The 25,527-nt window shown below is 69.5% G+C and carries 19 protein-coding genes; all 19 read right to left on the bottom strand.

The genetic code is table 11. The features are described 5' to 3' along the window. Window positions 1–17: 17 nt before the first annotated feature. The 19 genes from ligA to rsmH all read right to left on the bottom strand — a co-directional run bounded on the left by ligA (window position 18) and on the right by rsmH (window position 25,526). Window positions 18–2,132 (bottom strand): NAD-dependent DNA ligase LigA, encoded by a 2,115-nt coding sequence (gene ligA, locus ACT53U_RS19195; protein ID WP_476157518.1) that lies wholly within the window; start codon window positions 2,130–2,132, stop codon window positions 18–20. Between the two features lie 273 nt (window positions 2,133–2,405). Next, on the bottom strand, window positions 2,406–4,067 hold the full coding sequence (gene recN / locus ACT53U_RS19190) for a DNA repair protein RecN (RefSeq protein WP_476157516.1): 1,662 nt from the start codon (window positions 4,065–4,067) through the stop codon (window positions 2,406–2,408). A 91-nt stretch (window positions 4,068–4,158) separates the two neighbouring features. Next, on the bottom strand, window positions 4,159–5,025 hold the full coding sequence (locus ACT53U_RS19185; RefSeq protein WP_476157514.1) for an outer membrane protein assembly factor BamD: 867 nt from the start codon (window positions 5,023–5,025) through the stop codon (window positions 4,159–4,161). A gap of 184 nt (window positions 5,026–5,209) precedes the next feature. Further along, window positions 5,210–6,160 (bottom strand): UDP-3-O-acyl-N-acetylglucosamine deacetylase, encoded by a 951-nt coding sequence (gene lpxC, locus ACT53U_RS19180; RefSeq protein WP_476157537.1) that lies wholly within the window; start codon window positions 6,158–6,160, stop codon window positions 5,210–5,212. Between the two features lie 316 nt (window positions 6,161–6,476). After that, window positions 6,477–8,297, bottom strand: coding sequence for a cell division protein FtsZ (ftsZ, locus tag ACT53U_RS19175; protein WP_476157513.1), 1,821 nt, complete (start codon window positions 8,295–8,297; stop codon window positions 6,477–6,479). Between the two features lie 84 nt (window positions 8,298–8,381). Next, window positions 8,382–9,671 carry a cell division protein FtsA gene (gene ftsA / locus ACT53U_RS19170; protein WP_476157536.1) on the bottom strand — a complete coding sequence of 430 codons (1,290 nt, stop codon included), beginning with the start codon at window positions 9,669–9,671 and terminating at the stop codon, window positions 8,382–8,384. 32 nt (window positions 9,672–9,703) lie between these two features. Next, window positions 9,704–10,525: a cell division protein FtsQ/DivIB gene (locus tag ACT53U_RS19165; RefSeq protein WP_476157511.1), complete on the bottom strand. Its 822-nt coding sequence runs from the start codon at window positions 10,523–10,525 to the stop codon at window positions 9,704–9,706. Window positions 10,526–10,611: 86 nt separating this feature from the next. After that, a complete protein-coding gene (locus tag ACT53U_RS19160) occupies window positions 10,612–11,541 on the bottom strand; it encodes a D-alanine--D-alanine ligase (protein ID WP_476157509.1) in 930 nt (309 codons plus the stop codon). 274 nt (window positions 11,542–11,815) lie between these two features. Next, window positions 11,816–12,763, bottom strand: coding sequence for a UDP-N-acetylmuramate dehydrogenase (gene murB / locus ACT53U_RS19155; protein ID WP_476157507.1), 948 nt, complete (start codon window positions 12,761–12,763; stop codon window positions 11,816–11,818). 28 nt (window positions 12,764–12,791) lie between these two features. Then, on the bottom strand, window positions 12,792–14,207 hold the full coding sequence (gene murC / locus ACT53U_RS19150; RefSeq protein ID WP_476157506.1) for a UDP-N-acetylmuramate--L-alanine ligase: 1,416 nt from the start codon (window positions 14,205–14,207) through the stop codon (window positions 12,792–12,794). Window positions 14,208–14,344: 137 nt separating this feature from the next. After that, a complete protein-coding gene (gene murG / locus ACT53U_RS19145) occupies window positions 14,345–15,442 on the bottom strand; it encodes an undecaprenyldiphospho-muramoylpentapeptide beta-N-acetylglucosaminyltransferase (RefSeq protein ID WP_476157505.1) in 1,098 nt (365 codons plus the stop codon). A gap of 26 nt (window positions 15,443–15,468) precedes the next feature. After that, window positions 15,469–16,662: a putative lipid II flippase FtsW gene (gene ftsW, locus ACT53U_RS19140; RefSeq protein ID WP_476157503.1), complete on the bottom strand. Its 1,194-nt coding sequence runs from the start codon at window positions 16,660–16,662 to the stop codon at window positions 15,469–15,471. After that, entirely contained in the window at window positions 16,659–18,065 is a 1,407-nt protein-coding gene (gene murD, locus ACT53U_RS19135) for a UDP-N-acetylmuramoyl-L-alanine--D-glutamate ligase (RefSeq protein ID WP_476157501.1), read from the bottom strand. The genes ftsW and murD overlap by 4 nt, the downstream gene beginning before the upstream one ends. Window positions 18,066–18,070: 5 nt before the next feature. Beyond that, window positions 18,071–19,156: a phospho-N-acetylmuramoyl-pentapeptide-transferase gene (gene mraY, locus ACT53U_RS19130; protein WP_476157500.1), complete on the bottom strand. Its 1,086-nt coding sequence runs from the start codon at window positions 19,154–19,156 to the stop codon at window positions 18,071–18,073. 15 nt (window positions 19,157–19,171) lie between these two features. Next, window positions 19,172–20,602, bottom strand: coding sequence for a UDP-N-acetylmuramoylalanyl-D-glutamyl-2,6-diaminopimelate--D-alanyl-D-alanine ligase (locus ACT53U_RS19125; RefSeq protein WP_476157499.1), 1,431 nt, complete (start codon window positions 20,600–20,602; stop codon window positions 19,172–19,174). Continuing rightward, on the bottom strand, window positions 20,599–22,050 hold the full coding sequence (locus ACT53U_RS19120) for a UDP-N-acetylmuramoyl-L-alanyl-D-glutamate--2,6-diaminopimelate ligase (protein WP_476157497.1): 1,452 nt from the start codon (window positions 22,048–22,050) through the stop codon (window positions 20,599–20,601). Before ACT53U_RS19120 ends, ACT53U_RS19125 begins: the two co-directional genes overlap by 4 nt. Before the next feature lie 34 nt (window positions 22,051–22,084). After that, window positions 22,085–23,881, bottom strand: a complete 1,797-nt coding sequence (locus tag ACT53U_RS19115) for a peptidoglycan D,D-transpeptidase FtsI family protein (protein ID WP_476157495.1) — start codon at window positions 23,879–23,881, stop codon at window positions 22,085–22,087. Further along, window positions 23,878–24,510 (bottom strand): cell division protein FtsL, encoded by a 633-nt coding sequence (gene ftsL / locus ACT53U_RS19110; protein WP_476157493.1) that lies wholly within the window; start codon window positions 24,508–24,510, stop codon window positions 23,878–23,880. The genes ACT53U_RS19115 and ftsL overlap by 4 nt, the downstream gene beginning before the upstream one ends. Next, entirely contained in the window at window positions 24,507–25,526 is a 1,020-nt protein-coding gene (rsmH, locus tag ACT53U_RS19105) for a 16S rRNA (cytosine(1402)-N(4))-methyltransferase RsmH (protein ID WP_476157492.1), read from the bottom strand. The genes ftsL and rsmH overlap by 4 nt, the downstream gene beginning before the upstream one ends. Window position 25,527 lies beyond the last annotated feature (1 nt).

Raw genomic sequence — 25,527 nt, 5'->3', positions numbered from 1 at the left:
GCAGTGCGGCAGACCCCTCACGCCTCGCCGATCATCGCCAGCCATTCCTCTTCGGTCATGACCGTGACGCCGAGATCGCGCGCCTTGGCGAGTTTCGACCCCGCCCCCGGCCCCGCCACGACGATGTGGGTCTTGGCCGAGACCGAGCCCGCGACCTTCGCCCCCAGCCGTTCCGCCTGAGCCTTGGCCTCGTCGCGCGTCATCTTCTCGAGAGAACCGGTGAAGACCACCGTCTTGCCGGCGACCGCGGTGTCGGCCTTGGGCTTCTCGGCGTCGACGATGGTCAGATGGGCGACCAGCCGTTCGACCACGGCGCGATTGTGCGGCTCGCGGAAATAGGCGGCGATGCTGTCGATCACCGTCTCGCCGATCTGGTCGATCGCATCCATCTCCTCGCGCGCCACCGCGTCCTCGGCGACGATCTTCTCCGCCGCCTCGTGCAACGCCCCCCACGAACCGTAGGCCCGCGCCAGCTGCCGCGCCGTCGTCTCGCCGACGTTGCGGATGCCGAGGGCGAAGACGAAGCGTTCGAGCGCGATCGTCCGCCGCGCCTCGATCGCCTCGAAGAGCTTCGCCACCGAGACGGCGCCGAAACCCTCCTTGTTCTCGAGTTTCTTGATCGGGCTCTCGGCGTTGCGGGCGGCGAGTGTGAAGATGTCGCCCGGCTCCTTCACCGGGAAGTCGGGATCGTTGAAGAAGAACTCGATCTGCTTCTCGCCCAGCCCTTCGATGTCGAAGGCGCGGCGCGACACGAAGTGGCGCAGGTGCTCCTGCCGCTGGAAGGGACAGGCGAACTCGCCCGAGCAGCGACGGATCTTGCCCTCCTCGCCGGTCGCGGTCTCCTCGCGGGTGAGCGCCGTCTTCAGGTCGCACAGGCAGAGATGGGGGAAGTCGAAGGCGGCGCGGGCCTCGTGGGCGTCGTCCTTCACCACCTCGACGATCTGCGGAATGACGTCGCCGGCGCGCTGGACCACCACCGTGTCGCCGATGCGCGCGTCGAGGCGCACGATCTCGTCGGCATTGTGCAGCGTCGCGTTGGTGACGACGACGCCGCCGACCGTGACGGCCGCGAGCCGCGCCACCGGCGTGTGCGCCCCCGTGCGGCCGACCTGGATGTCGATGCCCTCGAGGATCGTCCGCGCCTTCTCGGCCGGGAACTTGTGGGCGATCGCCCAGCGGGGCGAGCGCGAGACGAAGCCGAGGCGGGTCTGGAGATCGATCCGGTCGACCTTGTAGACGACGCCGTCGATGTCGTAGCCGAGGTTCGCCCGGTCCGCCTCGAGCCCACGATAGACCGCCAGCAGCTCCTCGACCGACGAGCACCGCACCATCCGCGGGTTGATCGGAAAGCCCCAGCGGCCGAAGGCCTGAACCCGGTCGTATTGGGTATCGACGTCCCAGTCCGAGATCTCGCCCCAGGCATAGGCGAAGAACTTCAGCGGCCGCGCCGCGGTGATCTTCGCATCGAGCTGGCGAAGGCTGCCCGCTGCCGCGTTGCGCGGATTGGCGAAGACCTTGCCGCCCATCGCCTCCGCCTTGGCGTTGATCGCGGCGAAGTCGGCATGGCTCATGTAGACCTCGCCGCGCACCTCGAGCACCTCGGGCACGCCGGCCGGAAGCTCGCGCGGGATCTCGCCGATGGTCAGGACGTTCGCGGTGACGTTCTCGCCCTCCGCCCCGTCGCCGCGGGTGGCGGCATGGACGAGCCGGCCCTTCTCGTAGCGGATCGACAGCGACAACCCGTCGATCTTCGGCTCGGCGGTGAAGGCGACCGTCTGACCGTGGGTGGCGAGGAACTTGTGGACGCGGCCGACGAACTCGCCGACGTCCTCGTCGGAGAAGGCGTTGTCGAGGCTGAGCATCGCCACCGCGTGGCGGATCTTCTCGAACCGTTCCGAAGGCCCGGAGCCGACCCGCGCCGTCGGGCTGTCCGGCTTCTTCAGATCCGGAAACGCCGCCTCGAGCGCGATCAGCCTGAGGCGCAGCGCGTCGTAGTCGGCGTCCGTCAGCGTCGGCGCGTCGTCCTGGTAATAGGCGCGATCCGCCGCCTCGATCAGAGCGGAGACGCGCGCGATCTCGGCCACGGCTTCGAGCGGCGAGAGGGCGTCGACGGGGGTGTCGGTGGCGGGCATGCGGACCTCGGAGGGCGGACGATTCATTGCGGCGACATTACCCGTCGCATCGGCCGACTGCCATCGCGGAGGGCGGGAGGCGTGGCTGTGAGGACCACGCGCTGTGCCGCGAGGCCCTGCGCGATGCTTCGAGACGGATCGCCTTCGGCGACCCTCCTCAGCATGAGGCGCTTTTCATGTTCGATACGAGCACATACGCCTCATGCTGAGGAGCGCCGAAGGCGCGTCTCGAAGCATCGCGCACGGTACCGGACACTCGGCGCCGCCGACCCCTCACCCCGCCAGCAGGCTCTCCGCCGCCGCACGCGCTTCCGCGGTGATGGTCTCGCCCGAAAGCATGCGGGCGATCTCCTCGCGCCGCGCCGGCAGGTCGAGTTCGACGACGCGGGTCGCGACGCGGTCCTCGCCTCCGGGGACCGGTTCCTTCGAGATCAGGAAATGCGTGTCCGCCCGCGCCGCCACCTGCGGCGCATGGGTGACGCTCATCACCTGGACCTTCTCGGCGAGCCGCGCCAGCCGCTGACCGATGGCACCGGCCACCGCGCCGCCGACGCCGGTGTCGATCTCGTCGAAGATCAGCGTCGGCGCCGAACCCTTGTCGGCGAGAGAGACCTTGAGCGCCAGCAGGAAGCGCGACAGCTCGCCGCCCGAGGCCACCTTCATCATCGGCCCCGGACGGGTGCCGGGATTGGTCTGGACGTGGAACTCGACCCGGTCGATGCCCTCGCCGCCCGGCTCGCCCTCGCTGCGGTCGACGATGAACCGCGCGCGCTCGAGCTTCAGCGCCGGCAGTTCCGCCGCCACCGCCGCCTCGAGCGCCTCCGCCGTCGCGGCGCGCGCAGTCGACAGCGCCCGCGCCTTGGCGGCGTAGTCGGCCTCCGCCGCCCCGACCGCCGCCTCGAGCCCGGCGAGTTTCTCCTCGCCGTGGTCGAGATCGGCGAGATCGGCGGCGAACTTGGCGCGCAGCGGCGCCAACGCATCGACCGTGCAACTGTGCTTGCGCGCCGCGGCACGCAGCGCGAAGAGCCGTTCCTCGGTGCGCTCGAGGTCGCGCGGGTCGAAGTCCGCCTCGCGCAGCGCCGCCTCCAGCGCCGTGCGCGCGCTCTCGAGCAGGTCGATCGCTTCGCCCATCGGTTTCATCGCGCTTTCCGAGAGGCCCGGCAGCGACCCCGCCTTGCGCTCCAGCGTCCGCATCAGCGTGGCGATGGTCGGCACCGGCGAATGCGGCCCGTCGAAGGTCTCCACCGCCTCGGCGAGATCGCCGGCGACCTTCTCCACCTGCATCATGCGGTGGCGCTTGGTGGCGAGTTCGGTCTCCTCGCCGACCTCCGGCTTCAACTGGTCGAGTTCCTCGAGGCTGGCGCGCAGATAGTCGGCCTCCCGCCGCGCCGCGTCGATGCGGGCGCGGTGGCCGTCGCGATCCTTGACCGCCCGCCGCCACGCGCTCCAGGCGGTCCCGACCGCCGAGACCTGCGGCTCCAGCCCGCCGAAGGCGTCGAGCAGCCGGCGATGCTCGCGTTCGTCGACCAGTGCGCGATCGTCGTGCTGGCCGTGGATCTCCACCAGCCGCTCGCCGAAGTCGCGCAGGAGCGTCGCCGAGACCGGACTGTCGTTGAGAAAGGCGCGGGTGCGGCCGTCGGCGCTCTGGACGCGGCGGACGATCAGCTCGCCCGAAGCCTCGATGTCGTTGTCGGCGAGCACCCGGCGGGCCGGATGATCCTCGGCGAGGTCGAAGACGGCCGTCACCTGCCCCTGTGTCGCGCCGTGGCGCACGAGGCCGGCATCGCCGCGCCCGCCGAGGGCCAGCGCCAAGCTGTCGAGCAGGATCGACTTGCCGGCACCGGTCTCGCCGGTCAGCACCGTCAGTCCGCGCGAGAAGTCGATCTCGAGCCGTTCGATCAGAACGATGTCTCGAATCGACAGTGCCGAGAGCATGAGACGTCCGTGATTCTGCGAAAACCCGATCGGAACGATAGCCGCGACGAGAACAAAACGGAACCCCCGTCTCGTCCCCGTCGCCGATCGATCAGAGCAGCTTCACCGACTTCAGCGGCTGGGTGATCGACTTGGAGATCCAGCTCGACTTGTCCTCGCTCGGCTCGTAACCGCCGTTCTGGAGGAGCGTGTAGCTGTCCTTGTACCACTGGCTGTCGGGGAAATTGTGCCCGAGGATCGCCGCGGCGGTCTGCGCCTCGTTGATCACGCCCATGGCGTAGTAGCATTCGACCAGACGCGCCAGCGCCTCTTCGACGTGGCGGGTGGTCTGATACTGCGAGATCACCAGCTTGAAGCGGTTGATCGCGCCGAGATACTGGTGCTTCTTGAGATAGAAGCGACCGATGTCCATCTCCTTGCCGGCGAGCTGGTCGCGCACGGTCAGGACCTTCTTGCGGCCGTCCTCGGCATAGGGCGAGTTCGGATACTTCTCGATCAGCTCGCCGTAGGCGGCGAGCGCCTTGGCTGTCTGGGCCTGGTCGCGGCTGACGTCGGGGATCTGCTGGAACAGGCTCTCCGCGACGATGTACTGGGCATAGGCCGCGTCGGGGCTCGACGGATAGAGCGTCACGAAGCGCTGGCCGGCCGAGATCGCGTCGGTGAAGGCGTTGCGCTCGAACTGGGTGTAGGCCTGCATCAGCAGCGCCTGCTTCGACAGCTGCGAATAGGGGTGGAGCCGGTCGACGTCGTCGAACTTCTTCACCGCGTCGGCCTTCTTGCCGGCCTGCAGCTGCACCAGACCCTCGTTGTAGAGCTGGTCGGCGGATGCGGTGTTGTCGACTTCGTCCTTGGCCGAGGCGCAGGCGCCCACCGTCAGCGCCACGGCGACCGCGGCAGCCAAGCGAAGACGCGACCCGGTGCGCCGGAGCGCCGCGACGGGATCCGCCGAATAACCCATGCCCATCACTTCGCCATCCCTCACACGCGCGTCGTCGCGCCGAATTGGTTCGTCCTCGCCCCGCCCCCGAAAGACGGACGACGGCCGAGCCCTGCGATCCGCGTTCTAGCGCGTCGGAGAGCCGCCGTCATCTTCGTGGGTAGGCATTGGTTCGAATTTGTGGCGAGACGCCCGAAATCGGCGATCAGGCGACTTCGGCGCGGAAGGCCGGCGCCACCATGCCGAGACCGAGTTCCGCTGCCGGGGAGGACGGACGGCTCGACGCCTCGACCAGCGCCCAGGCGGTCGGATCGGCGAAGAGGGCCGAGAGCGTCATGAAGTTGAGGCGATGACCGCCCTTGTAGGAGCGATAGAGGCCCTGGATCGGGGCGCCCGACAGAGCGAGGTCGCCGATCGCGTCGAGCAGCTTGTGACGGACGAACTCGTCGACGAAGCGCAGGCCTTCCGGATTGAGGATGCGGTCGTCCTTGATGGCGACCGAGTTCTCGAGGCTGGAACCGCGGCAGAGCCCCATCGGCAGGAGCTTCTCGAGGTCCGAGACGAAGCCGAAGGTGCGGGCGCGGGCGACCTGATTGCGGAAGACGTCGGCGGTGAGGTCGATGCCGATCGCCTGACGGCCGATCACCGGGTTGGTGAAGTCGATCGTCACCTCGTAGCGGGCGCCGTCGTGCGGACGCAGCTCGGCCCAGGCGGCGCCGTGCTCGACGCGAATCGGCTTGAGGATCTTCAGCACGCGGCGCGGCGCGGTCTGGCGCACGAGGCCGACCTGATCGATCGCCTCGACGAAGGCCTCCGACGAGCCGTCCATCACCGGAACTTCGCCGCCGTCGATCTCGACCACCAGATTGTCGATGCCGAGAGCGCGCAGCGCCGCCATCAGATGCTCGATGGTGGCGATGGACGCGCCCTTGGGATCGCCGACCATGGTGCAGAGGTCGGTCGCCGCGACGTGTTTCCATACGGCGGGGATCTCGACGTCGCCACCGTTCATGCCGGTGCGGACGAAGGTGATGCCGGTGTCGGCATCGGCGGGATGGAGGGCGAGATGGACGCGAGCGCCGGAATGGACACCGATTCCCACGATCCGCACGGTGTCGCCGATCGTGGTCTGGAAAGTCGTCGCGTTGCGAGCCATCGTCTTCACCCGTTGCTCTCCCCCTGTCCCTGCGGACCGTGCGGAGAACTCGTCCCCTGGAATTCGAAGGTTCCCGAACCCGCGCCGCACACCGTCCCCTCGGCATGCCGTCGCGGCTCCGACCCGGAACCACACCTGCACACTACCGTTCTCGACGTCTCGTGCGAAATCACGCTTGATTACACAATGTTACCATCTGCAAAATTCGATAAGTCATTTAATTTCAATAAATTGAAACACCTGTGACGAGAATGCGGCAAGGGCTCCGTCACATGTGTGACGGAGCCCTCCGTGATTGTCCGGATGCCTGGATTCGTCAGTTGGTCTGACGACGCAGGAAGGCCGGGATCTCGAGGTTGTCCTCGTCCAGCGACCGCGTCACGACCGGCTGACGGCCGTGGGCGTCGAGGTTGCCGGCAGCCGAGCGCGGCGCCTCGGGGGCACGGGCGAGCGGCCGCTTGGCGAACTCGTCGTGGCCGGCCGGGCGATAGGCGTCGGCGCGCGGGGCGGCCGGCTCGCGGAAGCTCGGCTCACGCATCTGCGGCGCGTGATCCTCGGCCTCCTCGCGACGGCCGAGGCCCTGGGCGAGACGACGCAGCAGGCCGCGCGGGCGGGCTTCGTCGCCGTCGAGGTCTTCGGCCGGGGCCGCCTGACGCTGGGCGATCGGCGGGAACTCGTCGATGCGCGGCACGCGGGTCTGCGCCGTCGGACGCTCGGCGGTCGGCGGGATGTAGGGGTTGCGGTCGATGGTCGGCTCGGGACGGACCATCGGCTGCTCGAGCTCCTGGATCGGATCCTTGTGCGCGAAGGTCGGCTGGGCCGGCTCGTAGCGCTGGATCGTCACCGCCGGATCGGACGCGGTCGGACGGGCCATGACCGGCTCGGCCATCGGGGCGACCGGCTCGGACTTGATCTCGAGCTCGATCTGGGCGGCGAGCGCGTCGCGGACCATGTCCTCGGTGCGCATCGGCGCGGGCGCCGGAGCGACCGGGGCCGGAGCGGCGACGGGCGCCGCATGCACGGCGATCGGGGCGACCGGCGCCGGAGCGGCGGCGGCGACGCGATGCGGCTCGAGCGCGGCGGGAACCGGACGGCCGGCGGCACGCAGACGGTTGGCGAGATCGGCCATGCGCGCTTCCTGCGAGCTCCCCGAATCCATGCCCTTCATCATTTCCTGGTCGATGCCGGTGGCGACCACCGACACGCGGACCACGCCCTCGAGGCCGTCGTCGAAGGTGGCGCCGAGGATGATGTTGGCGTCCGGATCGACTTCCTCGCGGATGCGGGTGGCGGCCTCGTCGACCTCGAACAGGGTCAGGTCCTTGCCACCCGAGATCGAGATCAGCACGCCCTTAGAGCCCTTCATCGAGGTCTCGTCGAGCAGCGGGTTGGCGATCGCCGCCTCGGCCGCCTGGAGGGCGCGCTTGTCGCCCGACGATTCGCCGGTGCCCATCATCGCCTTGCCCATGCCGCGCATGATCGAGCGGACGTCGGCGAAGTCGAGGTTGATGAGACCCTCCTTCACCATCAGGTCGGTGATGCAGGCGACACCCGAGTAGAGCACCTGGTCGGCCATCGCGAAGGCGTCGGCGAAGGTGGTGCGCTCGTTGGCGACGCGGAAGAGGTTCTGGTTCGGAATGACGATCAGCGTGTCGACGCTCTTCTGCAGCTCGGTGATGCCGCTGTCGGCGATGCGCATGCGGCGCACGCCTTCGAACTGGAACGGCTTGGTGACGACGCCGACGGTGAGGATGCCCATCTCGCGCGCCGCCTTGGCGATGACCGGAGCCGCGCCGGTGCCGGTGCCGCCGCCCATGCCGGCGGTGATGAACACCATGTGCGCGCCGGTCAGGTGATCGTTGATCTCGTCGAGCACCTCGTCCGCCGCGGCACGGCCGACTTCCGGCATCGAGCCGGCGCCGAGACCCTCGGTGACCGCGACGCCCATCTGGATGATGCGTTCGGACTTCGACAGGGTGAGAGCCTGCGCGTCGGTGTTGGCCACGACGAAATCCACGCCCTTGAGGCCGGCCTGGATCATGTTGTTGACGGCGTTGCCGCCGGCTCCACCCACACCGAACACGGTGATCCGCGGCTTCAGTTCCCGAATGTCGGGCATCTTCAGATTGAGCGTCATGGCATCCTCGCTGCTCCCGCCCCGAGCTCCGGCGGGTATTCGTCCCCAACCGCTCGCCGCGCCGAAGCGCGACGAACCCTCACGTCACCAACTCTCTCTCAGCCATTGGCCGACCCGGGCGAGATAACGCCCCCCGGTGGCGGCCGTCGGCCGACGCTGGTCGCGCAGATCGAACTGTTCGATCTGGGCCACCTGCGGATAGATCAACAGGCCGACGGCGGCGGCGAAGGCCGCGCCCTTGGCCGCCTGCGGCAGCCCGGCGATGCCGAGCGGCCGTCCGAGACGCACGTTGCGTCCGAGAATGCGTCGCGCCACCTCGACCACGCCGGTCAGCTGGCTCGCCCCGCCGGTCAGCACGACCCGCTTGCCGACCCGACCGGCGAAGCCGGAATGGGCCAGGCGGTCGCGCACCAGCTCGAGAATTTCCTCCACCCGTGGGCGGATGATCCGGGTCAGCGCGCCGCGCGGCACGTTGACGACGTCGTGGCGCTCGGCGCCGACCGACGACACGCCGATCACCTCGTGGTCGTCCGACGAGGTGGCGAGCGCCGAGCCGTGCAGCGTCTTGATGCGCTCGGCGTCGGCGACGCGGGTCGAAAGGCCCTGCGCGATGTCCATCGTCACGTGGTGGCCGCCGATCGCGATGGCGTCGACGTGGCAGAAGGCGCCGTCGGCGAAGACCGCCATCGAAGTGGTGCCGCCGCCCATGTCGACACAGGCGACGCCGAGATCGGCCTCGTCGTCGACCAGGGTGGCGAGACCCGAGGCATAGGGGGTCGCGACGATCGTCTCGACCTCGAGATGGCAGCGGTTGACCGCCAGTTCGAGATTGCGCACCGGCGCGCAGTCGGTGTCGACCACGTGCATGTCGACGGCGAGCCTCTCGCCCAGCATGCCGACCGGATCCTTGATGCCGCGGGCGCCGTCGAGGGCGTAGCCGATCGGCAGCGAATGAATGAGCGTGCGGTCGTCGGTCAGCGAATGCGACGCGCCGGCGGCGAGAACGCGCTGGATGTCGGCCTCGTCGACCGCGTCGGTCGCGACGTCGACGTTGGCGCGATAGACCTCCGAACGCAGCCGCCCGGCGGTGATGTTGAGGATCAGCGATTCGATCGTCAGCCCGGCCATGCGCTCGGCCGCGTCGACGGCGAGGCGGATCGACTGCTCGGCCGCGTCGAGGTCGATCACCATGCCCGACTTCATGCCGCGCGAACGCTGCATGCCGTAACCGAGCACGGTCATGTCGTGGGTGCGGCCCGGCAGCACCTTGTCGTGGGCGCGCGGGGTCAGCTTGGCGATCAGGCAGGTGACCTTGGTCGAGCCGACGTCGAGTACCGAGACGACGGTGGCCCGGCGGGTCGACAGCGGCCGCATGCGCGGAACGGTGTGTTGGATCGGAGGCTGCATCATCCCCGCGCCTCCTTCTTGGCGCCGAGCTTCGCCTTCATCTGGTCGCGCCGCGCCGCGGCGGCGGCGTCGGACAGGCGGACGAAGAGACGATCGGGCACGCGCATGTCGACGACGACCAGATCGCGGTCGAGGAGCTTCTTGCCGTCCTGCAACGCCGCGACGCGAGCGAGGGCTGCGGCCGGCTCGTCCTCCGGCAGGAGGATTTCGACGCCGTCGGTGGTGATCAGGTTCCAGCGCCGCTCGGCGACCAACACGGCGGCGCGGATGCGCGGACGCAGCGACGGCGCCGAACCCATCAGCGCGACCGCCTCGCCGACGCGACCGTTGGCACCGGTGCCCACGACGAGCGGAAGACCCGCGTTGCGGGTCTCGAGCACGTCGCTCATCACCGCGCCGTTGCGATCGACGACCCGCACCTTGCCGTCGTCCTGCCACAGCGCGAAGGGGCGCCGCTCGGTCAGGTTCACGACGATGCGGTTGGGATAGAGCTTCTTGACGACGACGTCGGCGATCCACGGGATCTCGGCGATCCGCTCCCGTGCCCGTTCGACGTCGACCATCAGCAGCGACGACGTCTGGGTGACGTCGATTCGATCTGAAATTTCGGTCGAATCGGCTTCCTGCAGGCCGTGGATCTCGATCGAGGCGACCGAGAAGCCCATGCCGGCGGTGAGCGCATCGACCGTCGTGCGCCAGGCGCCCGACAGGACCATGCCGTAGACGCCCCAGGCGCCGAGGAAGGCGAGAGCGGCGAAGGTGCCCTGCATCGGGCGGACGGAGGTCAGACGATCTTCGACCGCGCGGGAGCAACGACGCACGAAACGCACGGCCCTGCGCCAGTGAAACCCCGCGTCCTGCGGCATTTCACGGGCGTAAGGGTAGCGCGGTTCCCGCTCTCGTCCCCTCACCGATCGCAACTCGCGTCCTCCACCAGCCAAGTCACCAGCGCTTCGAACGAAATGCCCGAATGCGCCGCCATTTCCGGGGCGAGCGACGTCGACGTCATCCCCGGCTGCGTGTTCACTTCGAGGCAGACCAGTTCCCCGGTACCGCCGTCGTCCAATCGGAAGTCGGCCCGCGAGACGCCGCGACAGCCGAGAGCCCGATGAGCCTCGACCGCCAGCATTTGGACCTCTTGGTAAATATTCGGTAAAATTTGCGCCGGAAGGACGTGACGAGACCCCCCTTTCCGGTACTTGGCATCGAAGTCGTAGAACACCTGCCCCTCCGGCAGGATCTCGATGATTCCGAGCGCCCGCTCCTCTCCCGGAGCCCCCATGACGGCGCAGGTGAGCTCGCGTCCGGCGACGAATTTTTCCACCAGAACCGTGTCGCCGTAGGGCCAGTCGTCGCGCATCAGCTCCTGCGGCGGGTGGGTCCGGTCGGCCGTCACGATGATCACGCCGAAGGACGAACCCTCCGCCACCGGCTTCACCACGTAGGGCGGCGCCATCGGGTGTTCGCGCGCCGCCTCGAAGCGACTGGTGACGATTCCGGTCGCCGTCGGGATGCCGGCCTGGGCGAAGACCATCTTCGCCTTGGCCTTGTTCATCGCCAGCGCCGAGGCGAGGATGCCCGAGTGGGTGTAGGGGATGCGCAGCGTCTCCAGCATGCCCTGGATCGCCCCGCCCTCGCCCCAGGGGCCGTGCAGCGCGTTGAAGGCGGCATCGGGCGCAAGCGCCTCCAGACGGGCGTAGACGTCCTTGCCGACGTCGAGGCGGGTCACCCTGTGGCCCGATCGCTCGAGGGCGCCGGCGCAGGCCTCGCCCGACCACAGGCTCACCTGGCGCTCGCTGTCCCACCCGCCCATCAACACCGCGACATGTTTCGACATTCGACTTGTCCTCGATCGGCGATTCGCGGGGGCCGCGAATCGGATTCGTCCCGTCGCCCGGGAAGGCTCCCGGAACGCGAGACGCTCTACGCCACTGGAAATCGGCACCGACGAAACGCGGGGGTGCCACTCGGAACTCGGGCGCGCGAGACGCACGCGCCGCGCGACGGCGGGAGCCGTCGCGGAAGAAGACTCGGCGATCGGCACCACGCCGATCCGCCGTCACGCACCGGGGCCAGATGCGGGCCCGGTCAATGCTCCGTCGTGGTCGGCCTCACAGGCCGAGGAAGGGTACCACTTCGCGACCCTCGGCGAATCGGCCGAGACGCTTGATCTCCCATTCCAGACGAACGCCCGAGGTCTGCAACACCCGCGACCGAACCGTCTCGCCGAGCAGCTCGATGTCGTAGGCGGTCGCGTCGCCCTCGTTGATCAGGAAGTTGCAGTGCATCTGCGAGACATGCGCCCCGCCGACCACCAGCCCGCGGCAGCCGGCGTCGTCGACCAGCTTCCAGGCGGAATGGCCCGGCGGGTTCTTGAAGGTCGAGCCGCCGGTCTTGGAGCGGATCGGCTGCACCGTCTCGCGATGCTCGGTGACGGCGTCCATCTGCGCCTTGATCGCGTCCTTGTCGCCGGGCGTGCCTTCCATGATCGTCGACAGGAAGATCAGGTCGTCGGACACCGACGAGTGGCGATAGGAATAGCCCATGTCGTCGTTCGAGAGCGTCAGGATCTCGCCGGCACGGTTCATCGCGGTGACGGTGACGACGCGGGCGCGGGTCTCGCCGCCGTTCGCCCCGGCGTTCATCCGCAGCGCCCCGCCGATGCCGCCGGGAATGCCGAAGTAGAAGGCGAAGCCGTCGAGCCCGACGTCGAGCGCCACCCGCGCCACCTGCTTGTCGGCGATCGCCGCCCCGACCTCGAGCCGGGTGTCGGAGACCGGCTTCACCCCGCCGAAGCCCTTCTGCGAGAGGCGGATGACGACGCCGTCGACGCCGCCCTCGCGGATCAGCAGGTTCGACCCGAGGCCGACGATCGTGATCGGCACCTCGGCCGGCAGCCGCTTCAGGAAGGTCGAGAGATCCTCGGCGTCGGCCGGCTGGAAGTAGAGTTCCGCCGCGCCGCCGACCCGGAACCACGACGTGTCGCCGAGCGCGAAGCCCGGAAGGAGCGCACCGCGGATGTCGCTGGTTTCGAGACGGGCGAGAAGATCGGTCGACATGGCTGACTTCGGTCCTGGAGAATGCGGCTCAGCCTTCGGCGAGCTGCTTGGGCAGCGCGTAGGCCCACTGTGTGATGTTGCCGGCGCCGAGGAAGACGACGTAGTCGCCGTCCTTGGCCTGCGCCCGGACGATCTGGGCGATCTGCTCCGACCCTTCGAGCGGCACGACGTTGCGATGGCCGCGACCGCGCAGGCCGCCCACCAGCGCGTCGCGCGAGGCGCCGGGGATCGGCTGCTCGCCGGCGGCATAGACGTCGGCGACGAGCACGCTGTCGGCGTCGTTGAAGGCCTGGCAGAACTCCTCGAACAGCGAGGCGAGGCGCGAATAGCGATGCGGCTGCACCACCGCGAAGACACGACCGCCCTTGCCCTCGCCGGTGACGGCGGCGCGCGCCGCCTTGAGCACCGCCATGATCTCGACCGGGTGGTGGCCGTAGTCGTCGAAGACCGAGACACCGTTCCAGGTGCCGGTCGGGGTGAAGCGCCGCTTGACCCCGGTGAAGTCGGCGAGGCCCTTGCGGATCGCTTCCGCCGCGATGCCGAGCTGATCGGCCACCGCCACCGCCGCCGTGGCGTTGGAGACGTTGTGGATGCCCGGCATGTTGACGACGAGATCGTCGATCACCCGTTCGGTGCCGGCGATGCGGTCGCGGATGGTCACGCGGAAACGCGACTGCTGGCCCGCCGCCGAGATCTGCTCGTAGCGCACGTCGGCCTGCGGGTTGGTGCCGTAGGTGACGATGCGGCGATCCTCGATCTTGCCGATCAGCGCCTGCACGTCCGGGTGATCGAGACACATCACGGCGAAGCCGTAGAAGGGCACGTTCTCGACGAAGTGGCGGAAGGCGTCCTTGACCTTGTCGAAGGTGACGTAGTGGTCGAGGTGCTCGGGATCGATGTTGGTGACGACCGCGATGTCGGCCGGCAGCTTGACGAAGGAACCGTCGCTCTCGTCGCTCTCGACGACCATCCACTGGCCGCCGCCGAGACGGGCGTTGGTGCCGTAGGCGTTGATGATGCCGCCGTTGATGACGGTCGGATCGAGCCCGCCGGCATCGAGCAGGGCGGCGACCATCGAGGTGGTCGTGGTCTTGCCGTGGGTGCCGCCGACGGCGATCGCCGACTTGAAGCGCATCAGCTCGGCCAGCATCTCGGCGCGGCGCACCACGGGGAGGAAGCGGGCGCGCGCCTCCATCAGTTCCGGATTGTCGGCCTTGATGGCGGAGGAGACGACGACCACGCGGGCCTCGCCGAGGTTCTCGGCCTTCTGGCCGACGAAGACGGCGATGCCCTTCTCGCGCAGGCGCTGGACGTTGGCGTTGTCGGCGGCGTCCGAGCCCTGGACCTTGAAGCCGAGCGTGTGCAGCACCTCGGCGATGCCGCTCATGCCGATGCCGCCGATCCCCACGAAGTGAACGGGACCGATGGTGGAGGGCATCTTCATGGGGGTGTTCCTTCGGATGGCTGCGTTCCCGCGCGCGCGGCGACGGTGATTCGCACGTGTCTAACCAGCTTTTCCCGGAATGTCGAACGGTTGCAACCGTGTGACCGGCAGGTCGGCGCACGGCGCACGACCCACCCTCACCGCCGCCGCGCCGCGACCTCTTCGACGAGATCCGCCAACCGCACCACCGCGTCCGGCTTGCCCGCGACGCGCGCCGCTTCCGCCGCCTCGGCGAGCTGCTCGGGACAGGTCATCGCCTTGGCGATCTCCTCGGCGAGCCGCTCGGGCGACAGCTCGTCCTGACGGATCGTCCAGGCGCCGCCGGCCTTCGCGAGATGCGCGGCATTGGCGGCCTGATCCTGGTCGAGCGCGCCGGGCAGCGGCACCAGGATCGACGGACGGCCGATCACCGCCAGTTCCGTGACGCTCGAGGCGCCCGACCGGCAGATCACCAGATGCGACGCGGCGATCCGCGCCGGCAGGTCGATGAAGAAGGGCTCGACCTCGGCCGCGACGCCGAGCCGGGCATAGGTCGCGCGCACGGCGTCGAGATCCTCGGGCCGTGCCTGCTGCACGATCGAGAGCCGCGCCCGGAGTTCCGGCGCCATCGCCGCGATCGCCGGCGGCACCGCCTCGGAGAAGAAACGCGCGCCCTGGCTGCCGCCGAAGACCAGCAGGCGGAAGGTGCTCTCGGTGGTCGGCGCGTCGTAGGGCACGCGCGCCGCCGAGATCACCATGTCGCGCACCGGATTGCCGGTCTCGACCGCCTTCTTCGCGAAGTCGCCGATCAGGCTCACGGAGGGAAACGACAGGGCGATCCGCGTCACCCGATCGGCGAGCGCGCGGTTGGCGCGGCCCATCACCGCGTTCTGCTCGTGCAGCACGGTCGGGATGCCGCGCATCTGCGCCGCGATCATCGGCGGGAAGGTCGGGTAGCCGCCGAAGCCGACCACCACCTTCGGCCGGATGCGCCCCATCAGCCCCCAGGCCTGGACGATGCCGCGCGCCAGCCGGAACGCCGTCTTGGCGAGCGACGCCGGATCGCGGCCCTTGAAGGTCGCCGAGGAGACGATGTTGACGGCGCGGGCCGGGAAGGCGCGGCCGTATCTGTCGGCACGTTCGTCCGTCGCCAGTTCGACGACGTGGCCGCGGCGGCCGAGTTCGGCGGCGAGCGCCTCGGCGGGGAAGAGGTGGCCGCCGGTTCCGCCGGCCGCGAGCAGGATGGTGTCGCCCATGGGGTCTTCTCCGGATCGCCGGCGGCTCACGAGGCGTCGGTCGCGCTCGCGTCGTGCCGCTCGATGTGGACGGGCGGTGCGAAGCGCGTCGTCTGCGGCCTCCGGCGGGTCAGCGCGATCAGCGCCCCCATCTCGAAGGCCACCGCCATCAGCGACGAACCGCCGTAGGAAATGAAGGGCAGCGTCATGCCCTTGGCCGGCATCAGCTGCAGGTTCACCGCCATGTTGATGCCCGACTGCACGCCGATCAGCACCACGAGGCCGACGACGGCGTAACGGATGAAGCCGTCCTCCTCGCGCGCCGCGTGGCCGAGGCCGCGGAAGACGATCCAGGCGAAGATGCCGACGATCACCGCGCAGGCGATCAGGCCGAACTCCTCGCCGACCACCGCGAAGACGTAGTCGGTGTGGGCGTCGGGCAGCATGCGCTTGACCGTGCCCTCGCCCGGGCCGCGGCCGAACCAGCCGCCGTTGAGGAAACTGTCGTGCGCCTGCTGCGCCTGATAGCCGTCGGCGGTCATCAGCTTCTTGCCGCCGGCGCCGTTGGCCTTGTCGAGGAAGCGGTTGATGCGGGCATGGACGTGGGGAACGAAGGTGTAGGCCGCCCACACGCCGAAGACGCCGACGCCGCCGAAGCCGAGGATCCACCACATCGACATGCCGGCGACGAAGAACACCGCACCCCAGGCCGCCGAGGTCAGCAGCGTCTGACCGATGTCGGGCTGGGCGATGAGGAGACCGTCGACCAGCATGAAGAGACCGACGGCGAAGATCGTCGCCGGCATGTCCGGCTTCTTCTCGCGCGAGGCGAAGAGCCAGGCCGTGACGATGATGAAGGCCGGTTTGACGAATTCCGACGGCTGGATCGAGAAGCCGAGCACGGTGATCCAGCGCCGCGCGCCCTTCACCTCCTGGCCGAAGACCAGCACGGCGACGAGCAGCACCAGCGACCCGACGAAGACGAGGAGCCCCATGCGCCGGACGTCTCGCGGGCTCGCCAGCGACACGCCGAACAGGATCGGCAGCGCCAGCACGAAGAACACCGCGTGGCGCTTGATGAAATAGAAGCTGTCGGAGGCACCGATCCGTTCGGCCACCGCCGGGGAGGCCGCGAAGGAGAGCACCAGCCCTCCCGCCAGCAGGGCCAGCGCCGCCGCGATCAGCGTACGGTCGACGGTCCACCACCACTCGGCGAAGATCGAACGATCGGTCCGGTTCATGCGCCTCCCCCTCCCGGCGGCACGAGGCCGGGCAGCGCCCGAACGAGGTCGCGGAAGTGGTCGCCGCGCACCTCGAAGTTCTTGAACTGGTCGTAGGAGGCGCAGGCCGGCGACAGGAGCACCACCGGCTCGGCCGCGCCGTCGGCCGCGGCGTCGCGCGCGGCGGAAAGCAACGCGGCGTCGATCGTGCCTGAACGCTCGTAGGGCACGCGGCCGTCGAGCGTCGCGGCGAACTCGTCCGTCGCGACACCGACCAGATAGGCCTTGGCGACTTTGGGGAAGAAGTCGCCAAGGGTCGAGATGCCGCCCGACTTCGGCTTGCCGCCGGCGATCCAATAGACGCGGTCGAAGCTCGCCAGCGCCTGCGCGGTCGAATCCGCGTTGGTCGCCTTGCTGTCGTTGACGAAGAGCACGCGGCCGATGTGCCCGACCTGCTCCATGCGGTGCGCGAGGCCGGGGAACGACGCGAGACCGGCGACGATCGCCTCGCGCGTCAACCCCAATGCCCGGCAGGCGGCGACCGCCGCACAGGCGTTCTGCGCATTGTGACGGCCGCGAAGGGAGCCGATGCCCGAGAGCTCTGCGAAGGCTTCGGCCTCGCCGTCGACCGCGACGAAGATCGTGCCGCCGTCGGCGAAGACGCCGTCGTTCAGCCGGTGGGCGGCCGAAATGCGAACGACCTTGTGCCCCTCCGACGCGATCAGATCGGCGATTGCGGCGCTCATCGCATCGTCGACGCCGACGATCGCGGTCTGCGCCGCCTCGACCATCCGTTCCTTGATGGCGGCATAGGCCTCCATCGTGCCGTGGCGGTCGATGTGGTCCTCGGAGAGATTGGTCAGGATGCCGACGCTCGGATCGATCGACGGGGCGAGGTCGATCTGGAACGACGAACATTCGACCACGTAGGTCCGCGTCGGCGCGAGCGGATCGAGCGACAGCACGGCGCGGCCGATGTTGCCGCCCATCTGGCCGTCGCGCCCCGCGCTCAGCAGGATGTGGTCGATCAGCGCCGTGGTGGTCGACTTGCCGTTGGTGCCGGTGATCGCCACGAAGGGGGCCGACGGCATGCGGAAGCGGCGTTCGCGGGCGAAGAGCTCGACGTCGCCGATCACCGGCACGTGCGCCGCCTTCGCCGCCTTCACCGTCCAGTGCGGTTCGGGATGGGTCAGCGGCACGCCGGGGGCGAGGATCAGTGCCGAGACGGCGCGCCAGTCGATCTCGGCGAGCGAGGCGACCTCGACGCCGGGAAGCGCCGCCGCCTTGGTCCGGCTCGCCTCGGCATCGTCCCAGGCGACGACGCGGGCGCCGCCGGCGACCAGCGCCTCGGCCGTGACCAGACCCGACCCGCCGAGCCCGAACAGCGCGACCGTGTGGCCGCGAAGGCTTTCCACCGCGATCATCGCACTCACCTCAGCTTCAGCGTCGCCAGACCGATCAGCGCCAGCACGACCGAGATGATCCAGAAGCGGATCACCACCTGCGGCTCTTTCCAGCCCAGCTGTTCGAAGTGATGGTGGATCGGTGCCATCCGGAAGACGCGCTTGCCGGTGAGCTTGAAGCTCGTCACCTGGATGATGACCGAGAGCGCCTCGAGCACGAAGAGGCCGCCGACGATGCCGAGCACGATCTCGTGCTTGACGGCCACCGCGACCGAGCCGAGCAGGCCGCCGAGCGCCAGCGATCCGGTGTCGCCCATGAAGATCGCCGCCGGCGGGGCGTTGAACCACAGGAAGCCGAGACCGGCCCCGACCACCGCCCCCAGCACGATCGCCAACTCGCCGGCGCCCTGGATGTGGTTGATGCCGAGATAGGCCGAATAGTCGACGCGGCCGGTGAGATAGGCGATCGCCGCGAAGGTCGCCGCCGCGATCATCACCGGCACGATGGCCAGACCGTCGAGACCGTCGGTGAGGTTCACCGAATTGCCGGCGCCGACGATGACGACCGCGCCGAACACCACGAAGAACCAGCCGAGATCGAGGAACAGGTCCTTGAAGAAGGGGAAGGCGATGGCGGTCGCGTGAGACGACCGGCTCCACCACACCATCACGATCACCGCGATGCCGGCGATGACGAACTCGAGCGCCAGACGCTGCTTGCCCGAGAAGCCCTTGTGGCTCTGCTTGGTGACCTTGAGATAGTCGTCCCAGAAGCCGATGGCGCCGAAGCCCAGCGTCACCGCGGTCACCGCCAGCACGTAGACGTTGGAGAGGTTGGCCCACAGCAGCGTCGAGACGACGAGACCCGAGAGGATCATCAGCCCGCCCATGGTGGGCGTGCCCTTCTTGGTCAGCAGGTGCGAGGCCGGGCCGTCCTCACGGATCGGCTGGCCCTTGCCCTGCTTCACCTTGAGCGTGGCGATGATCGCCGGCCCGAACAGGAAGACGAAGAGGAGCGCCGTCAGGATCGCGCCGCCGGTGCGAAAGCTCTGGTAGCGGAACAGGTTGAAGAGGATGAACCTGTCCGAGAGTTCTCCCAGGATGTAGAGCATCGAACGTCGTCCCCGTCAGTTCTGCTCGCCGCCGGCGCGGGCCGCCGGAAAGCGCGTGGAGAGTGCCTCGACCAGCGGCCCCATGCGGCTGCCGTTCGACCCCTTGATCATGACCGCGTCGCCGGGCCGCAACGCATCGCCGAGCGCCGCCTCGATGTCCTTCGACACCGCAGCCGCCGCCCCGCGCATCCGCGCCGGAAGAGCTTCGAACAGCGCCTGCGACAGTGGTCCGGCGCAGAAGACGAGATCGACGCCGGCGGCTTCGAGCACGGGCGCGAGTTCGACGTGCAACGCCTCGCCCTTGGGCCCCAGTTCCAGCATGTCGCCGATCGCCGCGATCCGGCGGCCGCCGGGACCGACCGGGGTCTGGCCGAGCAGCGCGATCGCCGCGCGCATCGAGGCCGGATTGGCGTTGTAGCTCTCGTCGAGGAGCGTCGCCTCGCCGTCCGCGAGCCCGAGCGCGGTGCGCTGGCCGCGGCCCTTGGGCGGCGTCGCGGTGGCGAGCGCGGCGGCGGCCTTCGACAGGTCGGCGCCGAGGAGTTCCACCGTCGCCAGCACGGCGAGCGAATTCTTGACGACGTGCCGCCCCGGCGCACCGATCCGGTAGCCGACCGAGTGGCCGAGCACGTCGGCGACGACCGACGAGCCGTCCGCCTCGAGGATCACCGAGACGAGACGCGCCTCCGCGCCCTCCGCCTCGCCGAAGCGGACGATGCGGGCGCCGGCCTCGAGCGCGACCTCGGCGAGACGACCGGTCTGCGGAATGTCGGCGTCGATCACCCCCGCACCGTCGGGAAGGAGGCCGGAGAAGATCTCGGCCTTGGCCTCGGCGATCTCGTCGACGTCGCGGAACTGGGCGAGATGGACCGGCGCCACCGTCGTGACGACCGCCACGTGCGGACGCACCATCGCGGTGAGCGGCGTGATCTCGCCCGGCGCCGACATGCCGATCTCGAAGATCGCGAACCGCGCGTCGGCCGGCATGCGGGCGAGCGTCAGCGGCACGCCCCAGTGATTGTTGTAGGAGGCGACCGACGCATGCGTCTTGCCCTGTTCCGACAGGACGTGGCGCAGCGCCTCCTTCGTGGAGGTCTTGCCGACCGACCCGGTGACGGCGGCGATCCGCGCCTTCGACCGCGCCCGTGCGGCGAGACCGAGCGAGATCAGCGCGGCCATCACGTCGGCGACCACGACGTAGCGCCCGTTCGCCGGCAGGCTCGCCAGCCGATCCTCGGCGACGACGCAGACGGCGGCGTCGTATCTCAGTGCCCCCTCGACGAAGTCGTGGCCGTCGCGGGCATCGCCCTTGATGGCGAAGAAGGCGTCGCCGGCGCCGATGGTGCGGCTGTCGATCGAAATCCCCTCGATCCGCTCGACCGGCCGGCCGACGATGCGGCCGCCGCAACCGGCGGCGAAGTCTGCGAGGGTCCAGAGCGGCGCGGTCATCGAACGAGGGCCTCCAGGGCGGCGCGGACGGAATCATGGTCGGAGAACGGCAGCACGGTCTTGCCGACGATCTGGCCCGTTTCGTGGCCTTTGCCGGCGACGACCAGAAGATCCCCCGCCCGGAGCATCGACACGGCCTGCGCGATCGCCGCGCCGCGGTCGCCGATCTCGATCGCGCCGGGGGCGGCGGCCATGATCTGGCGACGGATCTCGGCGGGATCCTCGGAGCGCGGATTGTCGTCGGTGACGATGGCGACGTCGGCCATGCGGACGGCGATCTCGCCCATCATCGGGCGCTTGCCCGGATCACGGTCGCCGCCGCAGCCGACCACCACGAAGAGGCGGCCCGTCGCATAGGGCCGGACCGCTTCCAGCACCTTCTCGAGCGCGCCCGGCTTGTGGGCATAGTCGACGAAGACCGGCGCACCTTCAGGCGTCGCCCCGACCCGGTCGAGACGGCCCGGCGCACCGGCGAGATGGGCGAGCGCACCGAGCGCGTCCGCGACGGGCGTACCCGTGACGATGGCGAGCCCGGCGGCGACCAGTGCGTTGGAGACCTGGAACGTGCCGAGCAACGGCAGGTCGACCGTGTGGGTCGCGCCTTCCGCTTCGATCGTCAATCGCTGGAGACCGGCCTGCGTCGCGACGTCCGCGAGGCGGAGCCCCTCGCCCGCCCGACCGACGGTGAAGACGCGGCAGCCCGCCGCCTTCGCCCGTTCGGCCGCCTTCAGCCCCTCGTCGCTGTCGACGTCGATCACCGCCGGCGCGCCCTTCGGCAGGAGACGTTCGAACAGCGCCATCTTGGCATCGAAATAGGCGGCGACCGACGGGTGATAGTCGAGGTGGTCGCGCGACAGGTTGGTGAAGGCGCCGGCCGCGACCGAGACGCCGTCGAGCCGGTGCTGGTCGAGCCCGTGCGAGGACGCCTCGAGCGCCACGTGGGTGACGCCGGTCGCCGCGAGATGGGCCAGATCGCGGGCGAGATCGACCGGATCGGGCGTCGTCAGCGAGCCGTAGGTGGCGCCGTCCGGCGCGACGATGCCGATCGTGCCGATCGAGGCGGCGGGGCATCCCAGATGCGCCCAGATCTGGCGGGTGAAGGCGGCGACCGAGGTCTTGCCCGAGGTGCCGGTGACGGCGACGATCGTGCCGGGCTGGGCCCCGTGGACGCGCGCGGCGAGCAGCGCCAGCGCCCGACGCGGCTCGGTGACGCGCAGGACCGGCACGGCGAGCGCGCCGACGTCGGCCCCCTCGCCCGCCACCACAGCGACCGCACCCTTTTCGACCGCCTGGGCGGCGTAGCGCGCGCCGTCGGCCTTGGTGCCGGCGAGGGCGGCGAAGACGAAGCCCGGCTCGACCTTGCGGCTGTCGGCGGTGATGCCAGAGACCTCCGGATCGACGGAGAGGTTCGCTTCGATCGTACCGCGGATCAGTTCGCCGAGACGCATGGGGCCTGGTCCCTGTCGTGCCGCCGAGACGGCGTCAGTTGGAGGCGACGCTGCCCTTGGGCACGTCGTATTTCGGCATCACGCCCAGCAGCGGCGCGATGCGACGGATGATGTCGCCGGCGGCGGCACCCGCGTTGAGGCCGGCCGTCGCCGGGCCCTCGCCGCCGGCTTCCGCCTTGGGCTCGTCGAGGACGGTGAGAACCAGATACTGCGGATCGTCCATCGGGAAAGCCGCCAGGAACGAATTGAACCGCTTGTTCCCCGAGTATTTTCCGTGGTCGATCTTTTCCGCCGTGCCGGTCTTGCCGCCGACGCGGTAACCGGGGACGGCGGCGCGCGAACCCGAGCCGCCCGAACCCGAGGTGGCGTTGAGGAGGAAGAGGTAGCGCATCTTGTCCGAGGTCTCGGGCTTGATGACCTGCGTCGCCTTGAAGCGCGTCTCCTCGATGGTGCGCGGATAGAAGGTCGGGTCGGCGAACCAGCCGCCGTTGATCACCGCCGCACCCGCCGTCGCCGTGTGCATCGGCGTGACCGAGATGCCGTGACCGAAGGACATGGTGGCGGTGGAGACGTCGGAGAGGCGCTTGGGGAAGAGCGGCGTGGCGACGTCGGGCAGCTCGGTGTCGAGCCGGCGATGCAGACCGATCTTCTCGAAGAAGGCGCGCTGCGCCTCGGAGCCGACCTTCAGCGCCATTCGGGCCGAACCGTTGTTCGACGAATAGAGGAAGATCTCCGGCACCGTCAGCGCCCGCCCCTTGGAATGGAATTCGCCGATCCGCTGCGAGCCGAACTGCATCGGCGTGGTGTCGTAGACGTCGTTCAGCGTGACCTTGCCGGAATCCAGCGTGAAGGCCGAATTGAACACCTTGAACACCGAACCCATCTCGTAGACGCCGAGCGTGGCGCGATTGAGATGGTCCTTGAGGAAGGCCTCCTCGCGCTTGTTCGGGTCGAAGTCGGGCAGCGACACCATGGCGAGCACTTCCATGGTGCGGGCATCGAGCACGATGCCGACGCCGGCGACCGCATGGAAGCGCTGGATCGCCGACACCATCTCGTCGCGCACCACGTGCTGGACGCGGATGTCGAGCGACAGACGCTTCGGCTTCAACTCGCGCTCGCCGGCGAAGCCCGCCGCGTGCAGCGCGTCGAGCCCCATGTCGCGGTCGATCGCCCGTTCCATGCCGAGGATGCCGCGATTGTCGACGTCGACCGTGCCGACGACGTGACCGGCGAGCGCCCCACCCGGATAGAAGCGGCGGTTCTCCTCCATGAAGCCGATGCCCGGCAGACCGAGGCGGAAGATCTTCCGCTTCTGCTCCGAGGTCAGTTCGCGGCGCAGCCAGACGAAGCCGGCCTTGGAGGCGAGCTTGCGCCGCACCGCCTCGTCGTTGCGCATGTCCGGGATGACCGAGCCGAGCGCCTCCATCGCCTCGTCGACGTCGAGAATGCGCTTGGGCTCGGCATAGAGCGACGACGACTTGACGTCGGTCGCCAGCACCTCGCCGTTGCGATCGAGGATGTCGGGACGCGCCGTCGAGACCTGGTTGCGGCCCGACGCCAGTGCTTCCGTGTGCTCCTCCGCCGCCGAGCCGAGCGAGAAGAGCCGCAGGCCCACCGCCACGTAGACGGCGGCGAAGCCGAGACCGGCGAGCACGATGCGTTTGCGCGAGGCCTTCGTCTGGCGCAGCGTCGGGTTCTCGCTCGCCGCCGGATCGGCCGCCGCGTCGGGCTTCGAAGCCGGCACCGCCTCCTCCGCCGCGGGCATCGCGGCGAGGGCGGCGGCATGATCGACGATGTCGGACTCGGGAAGGCGGATGTCGTCGCTCACCGGGGCACCTTGGTCGGTTCGAGGGGCTTCTGCACCGGCCGGGCGGCGGGCGGCGGCGGGGCGAGCATCATCGGCTGGGCACCGGGACCGGGCTTGGGGATCGACCCCGTCGTGGTCGGCACCGGCGGCTTGCCTGCCGTCTGCGGCAGACGATCGAGGAACTTGCCGATCGACCCGGTGTGATCGACCGCCTTCTCCGGCTGGGCGAGCTTGACCGAGGCCTTGGTGATCGGCCGCGGCATCGGCGCGGCGACGACCGGCGTCGGCACCGAGACGACGCCCGAAGCGGAGGCGGTGCCGTTCGTCATCGGCTTGTCCGGCGTCGTGGGCGTCGCCGGCACCGCCGGCTTGAACGGGATGTCGTCGATCGCGCCGATCTGGGTCGGATCGAGCGGATCGAGCTCGAGGAAGCCGCGATGGCGCTCGGCCAGCTCCTGCAGGCGCTTGGGCTGGTTGAGCAGGCTCCACTCGGCCTTCAGCGTGGCGATGGCGTCGCGCTCGGCGTCGATCTTGCGGTTGATCTTGGCGACCTTCGCCGCCGCGCGTTCCGCCTCGTACTTGAAGTCGTAGACGACGCCCGCGCCGAGCAGCATGAGCGCGATGAGGACGAAGTTGATCATGCGGGTCATCGCCGACCCCCCTTCCCGGAAAGAACGACCTCGGGCAGACCCAGTGCCGCCGCGTCGATCGGGCGCGGATCCGCGCCGGTACGCACGCCCGCCCGGAGCTTGGCCGACCGGGCGCGCGGATTGAGTGCGATCTCCGCCGCGCCGGCCTCGTCGGCACCGCGGGCGGGGAGCGTGAAGGTGGCCGGCTCGACCCGGTCGCGCGGCGCATGGCGCGATCCGCCCGCCTCCGTGCGGCTGCGGTCGGCGAAGAAACGCTTGACGATGCGGTCCTCGAGCGAATGGAAGGTCACCACGACCAGCCGCCCGCCGGGGCGCAGCGCCCGTTCGGCGGCGGCGAGCGCGCGGACCAGTTCGCCGAGCTCGTCGTTGACGGCGATGCGCAGCGCCTGGAAGACGCGGGTCGCCGGATGGATGTCGCCGGGCTTCGAGCGGATGACGCTCTCCACCACCTTGACCAGTTGCTTCGTCGTCTCGAAGGGCGCGGTCTTGCGCGCCTCGATGATGGCGCGGCCGACCTGCGCCGCCCGCTTCTCCTCGCCGTAGGCCCAGAAGATGCGATGCAGCGTCGCCTGATCGGCACCGTTGACGATGTCGGCGGCCGAAAGCCCGTCGCAGGCCATGCGCATGTCGAGCGGCCCGTCGAAACGGAAGGAGAAACCGCGTTCGGCCCGGTCGAGCTGCATCGACGACACGCCGATGTCGAGCACCACGCCGTCGACCGCCGCGAGCCCGAGGGCGGCGACGTGTTCGTCGAGTTCGCCGAAGACGCCGGGCACCAGCCGGAGCCGTCCGCCCGAGGCGGCCACCAGCGCCTGCCCCGCCTCGATCGCCGTCGGATCGCGGTCGATCGCCACCACGGAGGCGCCCGTCTCGAGGATCGCACGGGTGTAGCCGCCGGCGCCGAAGGTGCCGTCGACATGGGTCTCGCCGGCGGTCGGCGCCAGACGCGCCATGACCTCCGCGAGCATCACCGGCAGATGCGGCCGGGCAACCTCCGCCCCGCTCGCCTCGCTCATC

This window comes from Pinisolibacter sp. DMC19, assembly GCF_056313985.1.
Note: the sequence above shows the minus strand (reverse complement) of the source record. Positions and strands in the feature narration are given on the sequence as shown.

What these genes read in the sequence shown, in the direction of transcription:
- ligA (WP_476157518.1), bottom strand. Translation starts at nt 2,132, where the DNA reads ATGCCCGCCACCGACACCCCCGTCGACGCCCTCTCGCCGCTCGAAGCC.
- recN (WP_476157516.1), bottom strand. Translation starts at nt 4,067, where the DNA reads ATGCTCTCGGCACTGTCGATTCGAGACATCGTTCTGATCGAACGGCTC.
- ACT53U_RS19185 (WP_476157514.1), bottom strand. Translation starts at nt 5,025, where the DNA reads ATGGGTTATTCGGCGGATCCCGTCGCGGCGCTCCGGCGCACCGGGTCG.
- lpxC (WP_476157537.1), bottom strand. Translation starts at nt 6,160, where the DNA reads ATGGCTCGCAACGCGACGACTTTCCAGACCACGATCGGCGACACCGTG.
- ftsZ (WP_476157513.1), bottom strand. Translation starts at nt 8,297, where the DNA reads ATGACGCTCAATCTGAAGATGCCCGACATTCGGGAACTGAAGCCGCGG.
- ftsA (WP_476157536.1), bottom strand. Translation starts at nt 9,671, where the DNA reads ATGCGGCCGCTGTCGACCCGCCGGGCCACCGTCGTCTCGGTACTCGAC.
- ACT53U_RS19160 (WP_476157509.1), bottom strand. Translation starts at nt 11,541, where the DNA reads ATGTCGAAACATGTCGCGGTGTTGATGGGCGGGTGGGACAGCGAGCGC.
- murB (WP_476157507.1), bottom strand. Translation starts at nt 12,763, where the DNA reads ATGTCGACCGATCTTCTCGCCCGTCTCGAAACCAGCGACATCCGCGGT.
- murC (WP_476157506.1), bottom strand. Translation starts at nt 14,207, where the DNA reads ATGAAGATGCCCTCCACCATCGGTCCCGTTCACTTCGTGGGGATCGGC.
- murG (WP_476157505.1), bottom strand. Translation starts at nt 15,442, where the DNA reads ATGGGCGACACCATCCTGCTCGCGGCCGGCGGAACCGGCGGCCACCTC.
- ftsW (WP_476157503.1), bottom strand. Translation starts at nt 16,662, where the DNA reads ATGAACCGGACCGATCGTTCGATCTTCGCCGAGTGGTGGTGGACCGTC.
- murD (WP_476157501.1), bottom strand. Translation starts at nt 18,065, where the DNA reads ATGATCGCGGTGGAAAGCCTTCGCGGCCACACGGTCGCGCTGTTCGGG.
- mraY (WP_476157500.1), bottom strand. Translation starts at nt 19,156, where the DNA reads ATGCTCTACATCCTGGGAGAACTCTCGGACAGGTTCATCCTCTTCAAC.
- ACT53U_RS19125 (WP_476157499.1), bottom strand. Translation starts at nt 20,602, where the DNA reads ATGACCGCGCCGCTCTGGACCCTCGCAGACTTCGCCGCCGGTTGCGGC.
- ACT53U_RS19120 (WP_476157497.1), bottom strand. Translation starts at nt 22,050, where the DNA reads ATGCGTCTCGGCGAACTGATCCGCGGTACGATCGAAGCGAACCTCTCC.
- ftsL (WP_476157493.1), bottom strand. Translation starts at nt 24,510, where the DNA reads ATGACCCGCATGATCAACTTCGTCCTCATCGCGCTCATGCTGCTCGGC.
- rsmH (WP_476157492.1), bottom strand. Translation starts at nt 25,526, where the DNA reads ATGAGCGAGGCGAGCGGGGCGGAGGTTGCCCGGCCGCATCTGCCGGTG.